We start from the raw sequence: 14,859 nt of genomic DNA, 5'->3' as shown, positions 1-14,859 counted from the left end.
CGAGTCGTCGGCGCTCGATTCTGATTCCGATTCGATTCGCCGGGCCCACGCCCACCGCGCGCCTCGGGCGCCGCCGAGCACCCGGCAGACGGCGGGACATGCCGCGGCTCCGGCCCGCGCAGCGGCCTGAACGGCGCCGACTGTAACCGTGCAGCAACACTGGCGGGACGACGTCCACACCGCGGCGGACCGCCGCCGCTGCGACGTTGACAAAGGCCGGCCTAATTCGGAATTTATTAATACGTTGTTTCCGCGGTTGAAAACCTATTATCTCAGGTTGCATCGACTGGCGGGCAAGACACGACGAGCCGCCCGCGCCGGAAGGACACTTCCGGCGCCTCAAGAACAATACGGATCGATGACGAAGGCCGAACGTGGCGGACGACCGCTGCCGATCGGTCTCGCGACGTCGTGCACGACCAAGTTCGTGCGCGAACGGCGATCGATTCGCCGTGCACAGTGGGGACGTTCGATGAAGGGTTTCGATCATGCCGGGCGTGACGCGGCGGCGTCGGAGCGAAAGTGGTCTCCAGCGACGGCCTCGCGCGGACATAGGCTTCCGAGAAACCTCCCTGCCCTGTCGATCCTGTTTGCCTCCACGGCGCTCGTCTCTCCGGTCGTCGCCGCCGACGTGACGTGGATCGGTCCCGGCACCGACTGGTTCTCGGGCAGCAACTGGTCCGGCGGCACCACCCCGGGCACCTCGGCCACCGCGGTGGTCGACGGCGCCGTGACGGCGACGATCTCGGGACAGTCGGCTACCGTCGATTCGGTGCAGCTCGGCACCACGGCGACCGCCCCCGCGCTCGCCATCGCGAACGGCGGCGGCCTGATCACCAACGGCTGGGACAATGTCGGCAACGCGGTCGGGTCGAACGCGACCGTCACGGTGTCCGGGGCGGGAAGCAGCTGGACCAGCACCTGGGGGATTCTCGTCGGCGTCGAGGGCACCGGCCGGGTGGACGTCTCCGGCGGCGCGACCGTCGAGAGCAGCGCCCTCCATCTCGGTCGCCTCGGCACCGGCAACGGGACCGTGACGATCGACGGCGCCGGTTCGTCCTGGACCGTCTCGAGCACGGTGGGAGTCGGCTACGAGGGCATCGGCAGCATGACGCTGTCGAACGGCGGAGCGGCCGATCTCGGCGCCCTCCAGATCGGCATGTATTCCGGCGCCTCCGGCACGGTGCGGGTCGAGAGCGGCGCGACCCTGGACACCACGGCGGCGAGCTATCTCGGCAACCAGGCCAATGCGACCGGCGAGGCGACCATCACGGGCACCGGCTCGCGATGGACCAGCGCCGGCATGCTCTATCTCGGCCTGTCCGGCTCCGGCACGCTGACCGTGGCGGACCACGCCACGGCGAGCTTCGCCTCCATGGACATCGGCCGCAACGCCGGCGCGACCGGCACGCTGCGGGTCGAGAGCGGCGGCAGCCTGACGGCGACCGGGGTGACGACGGCCGGCTACAGCGCCGACGGCACCGGCTCGATCACCGTGACGGGCAGCGGCTCGTCGGCGACCTTCGACGCGCTGTCGCTCGGATACGGCGGCTCCGGCAGCCTGACCGTCACGGGCGGCGCCACCGTCACGGCCCGCACCCTCAGCGGCGCGGAAGGCAGCGGCGGATCGGCCACCGTCACCGTCTCCGGGGCCGGCAGTCATTTCACCGCCACCGAGGGCGCGTTCGTCGGCAACAGCGCGGCCGGCTCGGCCGGCACCATCACGGTCCAGGGCGGCGGCACGTTCGAGACCGGATACGGCTTCTATCTCTACGGCGGCAGCACCGTCGCCGTGACGGGCGCCGGATCCCAAGTGCTGGTCGGGACCGCGCACCCGGGAACACCCGACAGCTTCGTCGCGTCGGACGGCTGGCTCAGCATCAGCGACGCGACCGTGACGGTGTCGAACGGCGCCAGGCTCGAGGCCGACGGCGTCTATGTCCAGGGAAGCCCGGGGAGCGGCGCCGCGACCATGACCGTGACGGGCGCCGGCACAGTGCTGGACGGCCATCTCGTGATCTATGTCGGCGGCAACGGCAACGGCACCGCCGGCGACGGCGCATTGACGATCTCGGACGGCGCCACCGCGACCGCCTCGATCTTCGGGACAGGCGTCGACGCCGGCCGGACCGGCACGCTGCTGCTGACCGGGGCAGGATCCAGCCTGACCACCGTCCCGCACGGAAGCTATCTGGGCAACGCCTATGCCGGCTCCTACGGCAACGGCACCATCGTGGTCCAGGAGGGCGCCGCGCTGCATGTCGCCAACGAGCTGCGGATCGCCTACGTCGCCGGCTCGACCGGCAAGCTGGTGATCGGCGCCGAGCAGGGCCAGGCGGCCGTCGCCCCCGGCACCGTGACGGCGGACCACGGCGTGGTGTTCGGCGCCGGCGGCGGCGAGCTCGTCTTCAACCACACCTCTTCGAATTACCTGTTCTCCCCCTCGATCACCGGGACCGGCACCATCAAGGCGATCGCCGGCACCACCACGCTGACCGGCGACTCGTCGGGCTTCACCGGCACGCTCGACGTGACGGGCGGCATCCTGCGCGTCTCCGGCGCGATCGGCGCCGTCGCCCAGGTCGACAGCGGCGCCACCCTCACGGGCTCCGGCACGGTGGGCGGCGTCACGGCGCTCGCCCGCTCCACCATCACGCCCGGCAGCAGCCCCGGAACCCTGACCGTCACGGGCAACTACCTGCAGGCCGCCGGCTCCACCTACAAGGCCGAGCTGGCGCCCGGCAGCGCGACCTCCGACCTGATCGCGGTCGGCGGCACCGCGACCATCGCGGGGGGCGCGGTCCTCGAGCTCACCCGATACGGCAGCGGCCCGTTCTCGATCGGCACCCGCTACACGCTGCTGACCGCCGCCGGCGGCCTGACCGGCAGCTACGCGGTGACGGGCGACATGGCGGCCTCGGCGTTCTACTCGTGGCTGGTCGGCTACGACGCCACCAGCGTCTATGTCGACGCCGTGCAGACCCGCGCCTTCACGGCGGCCGCCGCGACGCGGAACCAGCTCGCCGTCGCCGGCACGTTGCAGGCCCTGCCGGCCGGCGGGGCGCTGCGCGACGCGGTCGGCGGCATTCCCACCGACGTCCAGGCCCGCTCCGCCTTCGACCAGCTCTCGGGCGACGTCCACGCCTCCATCGCGGGCGCCATGGTCGAGGACAGCCGCTTCGTGCGCAACGCCGCCATCGACCGGGTCCGGGCCGCCACCGGCGGCGCCGGGGCCGGGGCCGGGACGAGCGTCGCCTGCGGCAACGCGCCCGCGTCGGCCGTCGTCGATGCGCGCGCCGCGGCCGGCTGCCGGGCGACCGCCGTCTGGGCCCAGGGCTACGGGACCTGGGGCCGCACCGATGGCAACGGCAATGCCGGGGGCCTGTCGCACGACGCCGGCGGGTTCCTGGTCGGCGCCGACGCGTCGGTCCTCGACACCTGGCGGTTCGGCCTCGTGGTCGGATATGGCCACGCCTCCTACGGGGTGTCGGACCGCCGCGCCTCGGGCAGCTCGGACAACTACGGCGTCGGCCTCTACGGCGGCACCCAGCTCGGCGCACTCGGACTGCGGCTCGGCACCGCCTACACGTTCAGCGACGTGAGCACGAGCCGCAGCGTCGCCTTCCCGGGCTTTTACGAGAGCCTGACAGGGCGCTGGGACGCCCACACGGTGCAGGCCTTCGGCGATGTCGGTTATCGGATCGGCGTCGGCCGGCTGGCCTTCGAGCCGTTCGCCGGCCTCGCCTATGTCCGGGTCGACGGCGACCGCTTCACCGAGCAGGGCGGCGGCGCGGCGCTGACCGGCAAGGCCGCGAGTCCCGACATTGGCCTGTCGACGCTCGGCCTGCGGGTCGCGACCGACGTCGTGCTCGGCGCCCATACGGTCACGGCCAGCGGCACGCTCGGCTGGCGCCATGCGTTCGGCGACGTCACCCCGACCGCGACGATGAGCTTCGCCGGCTCGGCCCCGTTCGGCGTCGCCGGCCTCCCGATCGCCAGGGACGCGGCGCTGGTCGAGGCCGGTCTCTCGACCGCCCTGACCGCGACCATGTCGCTCGGCCTCTCCTACACGGGCCAGTTCGGCGACGCGATGCGCAGCCAGGGCGCGCGCGGCAGCCTGACCGTGAGGTTCTGAGCCGGATCTGACCACGCAGGCGGGCTCATCTGTTCGGTGGTCATTCCGGGGCGATGCGAAGCATCGGACCCGGAATCCAGCGGCAGGCTCCGAGATTGTGGTTGGATTCCGGGTACGCACCTGCGGTGCGCCCCGGAATGACGGCCTGACGATAAGCCCTCGGGGTGCCGACTGCCGCTCAGGCGCGGCGCAGCGTCTTCGCGAGGCCCCACAGGGCGACGGCGGCGAGGCCGACCGACATCACCACGTTCCAGCCGGCGAGCGACAGGCCGAGGAACCGGAACATCACGACGTCGCAGCGGATCACCGAGGTGGTCTGCATCTGCTGGAGCAGGCTGCCGGCGCTGCCGAACGCCTTGATGTCACCGCTGCAGTCGCTCGGGCCCGCCCAAAAACCCCACTCGACGCCGGCGTGATAGGCCCCGATGCCGGCCGCCGTCAGCAGCGCCGCCGCGACGGCGAGGAAGCCGATCGCCACCACGGCGCGCGGCGCGCGCCGCCAGGCGAGGAGAGCCACCACGAGGGCGAGCGGCACGGCGACGTAATGCGGGATGCGCTGCTCCAGGCAGAGCGGGCACGGCGGGATGCCGACCACGTGCTGGAAGAAGGTGGCGCCGAGCAGGATCGCGGTCGAGGCGGCGGCGACCAGGACGGCGGCGAGGGCGGCGGGCGGCCAGCGGCGGGTGTCGGCCTGCGGGGTCGCGATCGCGTCGGAACGGAAGCTCATCGGAAGGCTCGTGCGGCTCGAAACGGGGGCGCCGCGCCCGTCGCGGGCCGGCCGGTGCCGGCGCAGCGCCGGCCGCCGGCTTGTGTGCCGCCATTTCGGCCAAGGCAAGGCAGCGCGGCGCGGAGGAGACCTGCCGGACCGCGACGGCCTCAGCCTTCGGACCCTCCCGGTCCCTTCAGCCCCTTCGGCCGACCGGCGCCGCAGGCCGTCATGCCTGAAAACGGCAGCAGCGGGTTGGCGGACAGGAACGGCGCCCAGGCGAGCTGCACGGCCTGGGCCCACATCGCGAACGGATTGGTCGCCTCCAGGACGCGCCCGAACGCCTCGAAGGACGGCGTCGCCTGCAGGTGGATCGAGATGCGCTCGCCGGCGCCGTCCGGCACGCCGCGAACCACCTCGATCGTCAGGTTCGGAAGCTGCGCGGTGGCGACCACGGTGCCGCCGTCGGCCCCCGGCGCGATGATCTCGACCCCTTCCGGCACGGACGTCTCGGTGCGCTCGACCACGACTGCCTCCTGACGAAAAATCCGACTGATCCGCCTCGCGGCGATCCCGGCCGCGAACGCCGCACGAGCTAGCGACGCGCCGGGCGTGCGGTCAAGTCGCGAGATCCATCGGCGCGTGCCGCCGACCGGGCCGCCCGCCGATACCGCAGGGTGCCGGGCGCGCTCTCCGCGATCACGTCTCGGACGACCGTCACGAAGTCCTCGGCGAGGCGCGACGGCGGCCGGTGGCGCGGCAGCACCAGCCGCCCCGGCACCGCGATGGCGGGCCGGAACGGCCGCATGACCAGCCCGTCGTCGGCGGCGCCCAGAAGGCCGAGGCCGTCGAGCAGCGCGATGCCGGCGCCGGCCCGCACCAGCCCGCACGCCACCGTCGACTGGGTCACCTCGACGGCGACCTCGAGCGGCACGTCGGCCTCGGCGAAGGCGCGCATCGCCAAAATGCCGAGCGGCAGGTGACGGCCGAGCACGATCAGCGGCTCGCCGGCGAGATCGGCTGGCGTCACGGTGGCGCGGGCGGCGAGCCGATGTGTCGCCGGCATGACGCAGCCGAACGGCGTGGCGCACAGGTCGACGACCGAGACCCCCGGCACCGTGATCAGATCGATGATGAAGCCGACATCGGCGCGATGATCCGCCACCTGTAGGGTGACCTCGCGGGCCATCATGGCCTTGAGCGTGAACACCACGTCCGGCCGGCTCGCCCGGAAGCGGGCGACGGCGGCCGACAGCAGCGTGTTGGCGAAGGCCGCCGTGGCGGCGACGTTGAGGACACCGGCCGTGCCGGCCTTCAGGTCGGCGGCGCGCCGCTGAACCACGTCGAGCGCCGCGAAGGCGCCGACCGTGTCGGGGAACAAGGCGTGCGCCTCGGAGGTCGCGACCAGCCGCTTCTTGCGCCGCAGAAACAGTGGGAAGCCGAGCCGCTGCTCGGCCTGCTGCAGCATCCGGCTCACCGCCGGCTGCGAGATGTGCAGCGTCTCGGCCGCCGCCGTGATGGTGCCGAGCTCCATGATCCGGCGAAAGACGTCCAGCTCCCTCAGCGACAACATCATAACCCCGGAACATGAATGCTGCACCAAACGGCATTAGGAGCACATGACACAGGGGGCCACAATGCGGCCCCGACAGACACCGAGCACGGGCGCGACGCATGGCCAGGGCGACGATTGCGAGCATCGAGGCGATCCCGCTGCGGATCCCCTTCGATCACTGGGCGCCGAAGCCGCAGTTCGCCGGACGGCCGCGGACGACGCTCGACACCGTGCTGGTCCGCGTCACGGCGGACAACGGCATGGTCGGCTGGGGCGAGGCCTATGGCAGCTTCTGGTCGGCCGTGGTCGCCGCCGTCGACGAGTTCGTCTCACCCCTGGCGCTCGGCCAGCGCGTCGACGACGCCGGACTGCCGGACCGCATCGAGCGCACGCTGCACAATCTCGGCCGCACCGGACCGACCGTGCATGCGATCTCGGGCCTCGACATCGCGCTGTGGGATCTGCGCGGCAAGCTCGCCGGCGTCCCGGTGTCGACGCTCCTGGGCGGACGCAAGCGCGACCGCATCGCCGTCTACGCCTCGCTGCTCCAGTATTACGGCGACGCCGACCGCCTGCGCCACGCGATCGACAAGGCGCTCGGCGCAGGCTTTCCGCAGATCAAGCTGCACGAGCGCACCGTCCAGGCCGTCATCGCCGCGCGCGCCGCCGCGGGACCCGACGTCCCGATCATGGTCGACACCAACTGCGCCTGGCGGCCCGGCGAGGCGGCCGCGCCGGTCGCCGCGATGGCCGAGTCGAACATCCTGTGGATCGAGGAGCCGATCTGGCCGCCGGAGGATTTTTCCGCACTGGCGGACCTGCGGCGGGCCACCGGCGTTCCGACCGCGATCGGCGAGAACGCCGGCAACCCGCTCGACTTCCCAAAGATGCGGGCGGCGGACTGCGTCGACTACGTCCAGCCGAGCGCGATCAAGATCGGCGGTCTGACGCCGCTGTGGACGATCTGCACCGAGGCGGAGGCGGCCGGCCTCACCTGCGTGCCGCACTCGCCGTTCTTCGGTCCCGGCTATCTCGCCACCATCCAGGTGCTCGCCGCCAAGACGCGCGAGAGCGCGCTCGAGCGTTTCTATTGCGATCTCGCCTTCGATCCTTGCGGTGAGTTCGTGCCGATCGAGGCCGGCGAGATCGCCGTGCCGGAGGCGCCGGGCCTCGGCGGCGATCCGGACCCCGAGCTGATCGCGCGGTTCCGCGCCTGAACGACACGCAAGCAAACAAACAAGCAAACCGGGAGAGAGACCAATGACCAGGACCAGCCGGCGCACGGTGCTGACCGGACTGACGGGCCTCGCCGCCGCCGGCGCGTTCGCGCGGCCGGCATGGGCCCAGGGCCAATCGCAGCGGCCCATCAAGGTGATCGTGCCCTATGCGGCGGGCGGCGCCTCCGACATCGTCGCCCGGCTCGTCGCCGTGCCGATGGGCCAAATACTCGGCCAGTCGCTCTATGTGGACAATCGCGGCGGCGGGGCGAGCCAGATCGGCACCCAGGCGATCGCGACCTCGGCGCCGGACGGCACCACGGTCGGCGTGGTCGACAGCGCCTTCACGGTCAATCCCGGCCTGTTCGGCGCCAAGCTGCCCTACGACACGAGGCGCGACTTCACGCCGATCTCGCTGCTCGCCCGCACCTCGCTGGTGCTGGTCGTGCCCGCGAGCCTGCCGGTGTCGAGCGTGAAGGAGCTGGTGGCGCTCGGCAAGGCGAAGCCCGGATCGCTCACCATGGCGACGGCCGGCATGGGCACGGCCGTGCATCTCGGCTGCGAGCAGTTCCGTCAGGAGGCCGGCCTCGAGGTCGTCTCGGTGCCGTACCGGGGCGGTGGGCCGGCGATCATGGATCTGATCGCCGGCAAGGTGGACTTCAACTTCTCCACCATCCCGGCGGTGCTGGAGCAGATCCGCACCGGCAAGCTGAAGGCGCTCGGGGTCACCACGGGCCGCGTGGCGCTGCTTCCCGACGTGCCGAGCATGGCCGAGGCGGGATTGCCGAGCGTCGATGCCGCCCCGGATTTCGGACTGGTCGGCCCGGCGAATCTGCCGCCCGACATCCTGGCGCGACTCGCCGCCGCAGCGGCCGCCGCGGTGCAGGATCCGGCGACCCGCCGGCGCATGGAGGAGATCGGCTACGAGCCGATCGGCTCCACCCCGCAGGCCTACGCCGCCCACATCGAGACGATGATGGCCAAGTGGAAGCACATCATCGACCTGGGCAACATCAAGCCGGAGTGACGGCGGCGCGGACCCGACCGTTCCGTCGCGACAAAAACACTTCGCTTCTGCCGGCGCGGTTTAGGGCCCCAGCGAGGTGACGTGATCAGATGCAAGGGCGCCCCGTCCGGGGACGGGGACGGGGCGCCCGCAACCGCCGGTCCGGGAGGCACATCGGTGCTCCCCGAACCGACAGCATTCCGGTGAGCAGGATCCGGCTCAGAACCGCTCGCCGACCATCGCCTCGCTCTTGCGCCACAGGGCGTCGGCGCGGTCCGGGTCGATCGCGTAGGAGCGCACGCCGTCGCTGATCGCGCCGCCGTCGTGGCTGTCGTTCACCGCCGCGACCCGACAGTCCTCGCAATAGCGGCCGGCGACCTGCTCGGCCGGGGCGACGACGCCGGCCCACACCGACGTGGCGGCGCCCTGCGGCACGGTCTTGAGGCGGAGCGGCGGCTTGCCGGCGGCCGCCTGGGCGGCGTTGATCTGGTCCAGGTACGTCTGCAGGTCGTCGGGATTCGGGAAGGCGTGGCGGCCGAGCTCGGTGGCGATGCCGCCCGGGTGCACCGCCGTCGCACGGACGCCACGCGCCGCGTGGCGACGATCGAAGCCGACGGCGAACAGCGCGTTGGCGGTCTTGGAACGGCCATAGGCGAGCCACGGATCGTAGGGCGTGCGCACGAAGCCGGGATCGTCGAGATCGACGTCGCTGAACCGGTGGCCGGCCGAGGAGAGGGTCACCAGCCGGGCGCCCGGCCGCATCAGCGAAGCGATGCGGTTCACCAGAACGAAGTGACCGAGATGGTTGGTGCCGAACTGGGTCTCGAAACCGTCCGCCGTGTGCCCGAACGGGCAGGCCATGATGCCGGCATTGGTGATCACCAGATCGAACGGCGCTCCGGCCTTCACCAGGGCGTCGGCGCAGGCCCGTACGCTGGCGAGCGAGGCGAGGTCGAGCGCCACCAGCTCGAGCGCGCCGCCGCCCTTGACGTCCTCGCGGACCCCGCGGGTCGCCGCCTCGGCCTTGGCGAGGTCGCGCGCCGCCCCGACCACGTGGGCGCCGTGCGCTGCCAGCGCCCGGGCGGTCTCGACGCCCAAGCCGGCCGAGACGCCCGTCACCAGGACGCGCTTACCGCCGAGATCGATGCCCGCCAGCACCTCGTCCGTGGTGCTGGTCGCACCGAAGGTCTTCGCCATGATCCACTCCCATGCCTGCCGCGACGACAAAGCCTCCCGCGGGCCGCGGTCGGGGTTGCCGAACCGGCCGACACGACGTAAACGGAGGATGTCTCCGCTTCTAAATACGGAGGTACCCTCCGTTTATCAAGGGGAGCCTCGGCCATGACGGGCGAAAAAAAGTCCGCAGCATCGTCGCGAAAGCCGCGCGCCGATTCGGAGCGCAACCGCCGGCGCCTGCTCGACGCCGCCACCGCGGCCTTCGCGGCGGTCGGCCCGTCGGTGAGCCTGGAGGAGATCGCCCGCCGGGCGGGCGTCGGGATCGGCACGCTCTACCGCCACTTCCCGGAACGCGACGCGCTGCTGGCGGAGGTGTATCGCGATGCGCTGCGGCAGCTCGCCGACGCCGCACCGCGGCTGGCCGCCGAGCACCCGCCCGTCGAGGCGCTGCGCTGCTGGCTGCGGGTGTTCGTCGACTTCCTGGCGACCAAGAAGGTGATCGCGCCCGCCCTCGAAGGCATGGCCGGCGGCACCTCGGAGCTCTACGCCGGCTCGCTGACGGCGATCCGCACGGCGCTCTCGCTGCTGGTCGACCGGGGCGTGGCGAGCGGCGAGATCCGCATCGACATCGATCCGCTCGATCTGCTGTGGGCGGTGGCCGGCGTGGTCATGCCCGAGGCGGGCCCGAACCGGCGCGACACCGCCTACCAGGTCATCGACATCATCCTGGCCGGCCTGAAGGCGCGGTGAAGCCCGGGGCCGCCGGCCGTTGACTTCGCCGCCTGCGGGGTGCTCGGCTCGCCCCGCGCAAACACAGGGCGGGACGGGCATGACGAGCGACGCGCTGCTGCGCGAGAAGCTGAAGAAGATCGAGGCGCTGTTCGCCGGGGCCGGGACGCCGGGGGAGCGCAGCGCGGCGGAGGCGGCCCTCCATCGGGTGCGGGCCCGGCTGAAGGATGCGGAACGGCACGACCCACCGATCGAGATGAAGTTCACGGTGCCGGACACCTGGTCGGTGCAGCTCTTCGTCGCCCTGTGCCGCCGCTACGGGCTTTCGCCCTACCGCTATCCGCGCCAGCGCCGGACCACCGTCATGCTGCGGGTGCCGCGCGGTTTCGTCGACGAGGTGCTGTGGCCGGAGTTCACCGAGCTCGACACGGCGCTGCGGGCCTATCTGCACGAGGTGACGCTGCGGGTGATCCGCGAGGAGATCCACGCCGACACCAGCGACGCCCCCGAGGTCCCCCAGCCGGCGGCGCTGCCGCGGGCGTGAGCATAAAAACGCCTCCCCCCGCGGACGGGGAAAGGCGACAGTCCGGCCGCCGGCCGGCTCAGTTCACGGCGCGCAGCTTGAGGGCCGAGACGCCGAGCGTGACGTTGAAGGCGATCGAGCCTTCGAGCGACAGCGGCTGCAGCGCCACGGTGCGGTTGGAGCCGCCGATCAGCACATTGGCCCCGACCCCGACGCCGAGGGCCGCATCGGCGCTGGCGCCGATATACTCGCCCGCCAGGGCGCCGGCCGGCACCCCGGTGGTCGGCGCGAACACGGCCCAGGCCAGCCGGCCGCCGGCCGAGACGCCGATACTGATCCCCACCGTGTTGATCGCGCCCTGGTAGCCCTGCGGCGGGATGGGGGCGTTCTGGGTGAAGCGGCACTGCATCGACTGGTGACCGGCGATGATGAAGCCGATGCTCGGATCGACCCGGCAGTCGAGCATGCCGACCTGGGTCCACGAGGCGCCCGGAGCCTGGGCGGCGGCAGGCAGTGCGAGCACCGCGACGGAGGCGAGCGCCGCCAGGATCGAACACGTCTTGAGCATGGATGTCCCCTTCAGCCGGAATTGGCGGGTGTCTTGATACAGGACGGCCGGTCCATGCCGCAATGCCGGTGGCCGCCCGACGCGCTAATCCTCGCCGGCCGGGTAGACGCCGCGCAGCACGCTGTCGAAGTGGCCCTTGACCGCCTCGTTGCAGAGACAGGCCCGCGACTTCAGCGCCTCGGGATCGCGCACCACCACGGCGCCGCGCCGCGTCTCCAGGATCTGCTCGGCGCGAAACCCCTGCATGACCCGGCTGGTGTAGCTGCGCCCGACGCCCAGCATGGTGGCGAGCTGCTCGTGGGTGAGCGGCACCACGTGGTCGCCGGTGCGATCCATGGCCGACAGGATCCATTTTGCGGCGCGCTGCTCGATCGAATGGATCGCGTTGCAGGCGGTCGACTGGAACACCTGGGCCAGCAGGCAATCCGCGTAGCGGGCGAACAGGTAGCGCAGCGTCAGTGACTTGGCCTTGGCGGCCTCGAGCTGGGTGACCCGGAGGCGCGCGAAGGACCCGCCGTATTTCACGACGATCCGGCAATAGGCCGGCAGGTGGCCGAAGCTGACGATGCCGCCGACCGCGCCCTCGCGTCCGACCAGGATGGTCTCGACGTCGCGCCCATCCTCGTTGCCGACCAGATAGGAGACGAGGCTCGGACCGCAGGGAAAATGCACGATCTCGACGTTGTCGCCCGGGCTGTAGAGAAGCTGGTTCGCATCCTGCGCGGTGACCTCGAGATAGGGTCCGAGCAGCGCGAAGTCGGCGTCGCGCAAGGTTCGCAGCAGGTTGTTGTCGGGCCGGTCGCCGGGCCCGTCGGGGTGCTTGCTCATGGGGTGCGGATGCGGTGCTGTGCCGGTCGTCTGAGGGAGGCCAGCGTCCATCTAGCGCATCGCACGACCCCGATGTGTTCACAAGTGCACCGACCACGGGCCGCAATGGTGGCATGGTGTTTCTACGGACCCGGCGTTCAGGCTCCCCGGAGGGAGCGCCGGATCGCCCTCGGACGCTTCCGAATGCATGGCCGTCCCGGCCCGGCCGGAGCTCAGCAGCGCATTTGCGCCTGCCGCCGCGTACCGGCGGTTTCCCGATCACCGGACCAGACATGAACGCCGAGAACGGCCCGACCGTGGACCTGACGAATTGCGACCGCGAGCCGATCCATCTGCTCGGCGCCGTCCAGCCGTTCGGATTCCTGCTCGCCGTCGCGGCCGACGACTGGACGATCACGCACGCCTCGGCGAATGCGGCGGCGGCGCTCGGGGTGGCGCCGGATGCGCTCGCCGGCCGGCCGCTCGACGCCGTGGTGGCGCACGAGGCGCTGCACACGATTCGCGGCCTGCTGCAGGGCGTCTCCGGCGACATGGTGGCGCGCGGCTTTTCGCTCGAGGTCGCCCCGGGCCTGCGCTGCGACGTCGCCGCCCACGTGGTCCCGGCCACCCGGACGGGCGGCATCGCCGACACGATCGTGATCGAATGCGAGTGGACGGCCGGTGAAGGCGACACCGCGGCGGCCGCGCTCGCCCGCGACATGATCGCGCGGCTGCAGCGCACCGGCGACCAGAGGAGCTTCTTCCGCACCGCCGCCCGCGAGATGCGGGCGCTCACCGGCTTCGACCGGGTGATGGTCTATCGCTTCGACCACGACGGCTCCGGCGAGGTGGTGGCCGAGGCCGTCGATCCCGGCCGCGGCTCGTTCCTCGGCCTGCACTACCCGGCCTCCGACATCCCGCGCCAGGCCCGCGTGCTGTACGAGCGCAACGTGCTGCGGATCATTCCCGACATCGAGGCCGCGCCCGTGCCGGTCGTGCCCGGCGCGGCGGACGGCGCTCCCCTCGACCTGTCGATGAGCGTGCTGCGCAGCGTCTCGGCGATCCACATCGAGTATCTGCGCAACATGGGCGTCCAGGCCTCCATGTCGGTCTCGATCCTGCGGAACGGCCGGCTGTGGGGCCTGTTCGCCTGCCATCATTACGCGCCGCATCGCGTCGCCTTCGGCCGGCGCACCGCGGCCGAGCTGTTCGCGCAGGTGTTCTCGCTGCTGCTGGAGAACCGCGAGCGCGCCGTGGAGGCTGCCTACGAGGCGCGCGCCCAGGCCCTGCACCATCGCCTGGTGACCGCGATGGCGCGCGAGGCGACGCGGTTCGAGAGCGTGGTGGCGCATCTCGACGACATGGCGGATCTGCTGACCTGCGACGGCATCGGCGTGTGGACCAACGGGCGTGCCACGCTGAAGGGCCAGACCCCGACGCTCGACGAGTTCGGGGCCCTGGTCGCCCATATCGACAGCCGGGCGATCGACAAGGTCCACGCCCGCCACGACATCGGTGAGGAGTATCCGCCCGGCCGTGCCTTCGCCGACCGCGCCGCCGGCATGATGGTGGTGCCGCTGTCACGCCCGGCGCGCGATTATCTCGTGTTCTTCCGCCGCGAGGTCGCCCGCACCGTCGCCTGGGCGGGCGATCCCACCGCGCCGAAGGCGATCGGCCCGAACGGCGACCGCCTCACCCCGCGCAACAGCTTCGAGACCTGGAAGGAGACCGTCACGGGCCAGTCGATGCCCTGGCTGCCGGTCGAATGCCGGATCGCCGAGCAGCTCCGGGTCAGCCTGCTGGAGGTGATCCTGCAGCTCTCCGATCTCACCGAGGAGGAGCGCCGCCGCGCCGTCGAGCGGCAGGATCTGCTGATCGCCGAGCTCAACCACCGCATCCGCAACATTCTCGGCCTGATCCGCGGCGTGATCACCCAGAGCCGCGATTCCGCCTCGACCATCGAGACCTTCACCGAGGTGGTCGGCGGCCGCATCCAGGCGCTCGCCCGGGCCCACGACCAGATCACGGCCGACCACTGGGGCCCGGCCTCGCTGCGCAGCCTCATCGCCGCTGAAGCGGCGGCCTATCTGGGCAAGGGCGAGCGCGTGCGCCTCGCCGGCCCCGACGTGCTGATCGAGCCGGAGGCGTTCACCACCATCGCGCTGGTGGTCCACGAGATGATCACCAACTCGGCGAAGTACGGCGCGCTCAGCGACCAGCGCGGCCGCGTCGACATCGCCGCCGGCTTCGGGCGCGACGGGGGGCTGGCGCTGCGCTGGCGCGAGTCCGGCGGCCCGCCGGTCGTCCCGCCGAAGCGGCGCGGCTTCGGTTCGACCGTGATCGAGCGCTCGATCCGGCACGACCTCAAGGGCGAGGCGTCGGTCGACTACGCCCCGACCGGGCTGGTCGCCCGCTTCGCGATTCCCGCCGCCTATGT

Annotated in this window: 12 protein-coding genes; 6 read left to right on the top strand and 6 right to left on the bottom strand. The window is 71.8% G+C overall.

Annotated features, from left to right (window positions below; genetic code table 11):
- The first annotated feature begins 631 nt into the window (after positions 1–631).
- Positions 632–4,135, top strand: coding sequence for an autotransporter domain-containing protein (locus CH341_RS18665; RefSeq protein ID WP_170149703.1), 3,504 nt, complete (start codon positions 632–634; stop codon positions 4,133–4,135).
- Positions 4,136–4,313: 178 nt separating this feature from the next.
- Here CH341_RS18665 and CH341_RS18660 read toward each other — a convergent pair whose 3' ends face one another.
- From CH341_RS18660 to CH341_RS18650, 3 genes are all read right to left on the bottom strand, one after another.
- Positions 4,314–4,862 (bottom strand): disulfide bond formation protein B, encoded by a 549-nt coding sequence (locus CH341_RS18660; protein ID WP_111420500.1) that lies wholly within the window; start codon positions 4,860–4,862, stop codon positions 4,314–4,316.
- 149 nt (positions 4,863–5,011) lie between these two features.
- The gene (locus tag CH341_RS35305) at positions 5,012–5,368 is read right to left on the bottom strand and encodes a hypothetical protein (protein WP_111420499.1); all 357 of its coding nucleotides are present in this window, start codon (positions 5,366–5,368) and stop codon (positions 5,012–5,014) included.
- Between the two features lie 68 nt (positions 5,369–5,436).
- Entirely contained in the window at positions 5,437–6,414 is a 978-nt protein-coding gene (locus CH341_RS18650) for a LysR family transcriptional regulator (RefSeq protein WP_170149702.1), read from the bottom strand.
- A gap of 101 nt (positions 6,415–6,515) precedes the next feature.
- Between CH341_RS18650 and CH341_RS18645 the strand changes: the two genes are divergently transcribed.
- Both CH341_RS18645 and CH341_RS18640 read left to right on the top strand, forming a co-directional pair.
- Positions 6,516–7,613 (top strand): mandelate racemase/muconate lactonizing enzyme family protein, encoded by a 1,098-nt coding sequence (locus tag CH341_RS18645; RefSeq protein WP_111420497.1) that lies wholly within the window; start codon positions 6,516–6,518, stop codon positions 7,611–7,613.
- Positions 7,614–7,656: 43 nt separating this feature from the next.
- Positions 7,657–8,640: a Bug family tripartite tricarboxylate transporter substrate binding protein gene (locus CH341_RS18640; RefSeq protein WP_111420496.1), complete on the top strand. Its 984-nt coding sequence runs from the start codon at positions 7,657–7,659 to the stop codon at positions 8,638–8,640.
- Positions 8,641–8,838: 198 nt separating this feature from the next.
- Here CH341_RS18640 and CH341_RS18635 read toward each other — a convergent pair whose 3' ends face one another.
- Entirely contained in the window at positions 8,839–9,816 is a 978-nt protein-coding gene (locus CH341_RS18635) for an SDR family NAD(P)-dependent oxidoreductase (protein ID WP_111420495.1), read from the bottom strand.
- 144 nt (positions 9,817–9,960) lie between these two features.
- On the opposite strand from CH341_RS18635, the gene CH341_RS18630 reads away from it, so the two are divergent.
- A complete protein-coding gene (locus tag CH341_RS18630; protein ID WP_111420494.1) occupies positions 9,961–10,545 on the top strand; it encodes a TetR/AcrR family transcriptional regulator in 585 nt (194 codons plus the stop codon).
- A gap of 79 nt (positions 10,546–10,624) precedes the next feature.
- On the top strand, positions 10,625–11,068 hold the full coding sequence (locus CH341_RS18625) for a hypothetical protein (RefSeq protein ID WP_111420493.1): 444 nt from the start codon (positions 10,625–10,627) through the stop codon (positions 11,066–11,068).
- A gap of 58 nt (positions 11,069–11,126) precedes the next feature.
- On the opposite strand, the gene CH341_RS18620 is transcribed toward CH341_RS18625, so the two are convergent.
- Positions 11,127–11,615 (bottom strand): DUF992 domain-containing protein, encoded by a 489-nt coding sequence (locus CH341_RS18620; RefSeq protein WP_111420492.1) that lies wholly within the window; start codon positions 11,613–11,615, stop codon positions 11,127–11,129.
- 84 nt (positions 11,616–11,699) lie between these two features.
- On the bottom strand, positions 11,700–12,443 hold the full coding sequence (locus tag CH341_RS18615) for a Crp/Fnr family transcriptional regulator (protein ID WP_111420491.1): 744 nt from the start codon (positions 12,441–12,443) through the stop codon (positions 11,700–11,702).
- A 272-nt stretch (positions 12,444–12,715) separates the two neighbouring features.
- Between CH341_RS18615 and CH341_RS18610 the strand changes: the two genes are divergently transcribed.
- On the top strand, positions 12,716–14,859 hold a 2,144-nt coding region (locus CH341_RS18610; RefSeq protein WP_111420490.1), incomplete at its 3' end, for an HWE histidine kinase domain-containing protein.

The sequence above is a fragment of the Rhodoplanes roseus genome, assembly GCF_003258865.1.
In the GTDB taxonomy this organism is placed as follows: domain Bacteria; phylum Pseudomonadota; class Alphaproteobacteria; order Rhizobiales; family Xanthobacteraceae; genus Rhodoplanes; species Rhodoplanes roseus.
The sequence above is the reverse complement of the archived record's forward strand: the minus strand, read 5'-3'. Positions and strand labels throughout refer to the sequence as shown.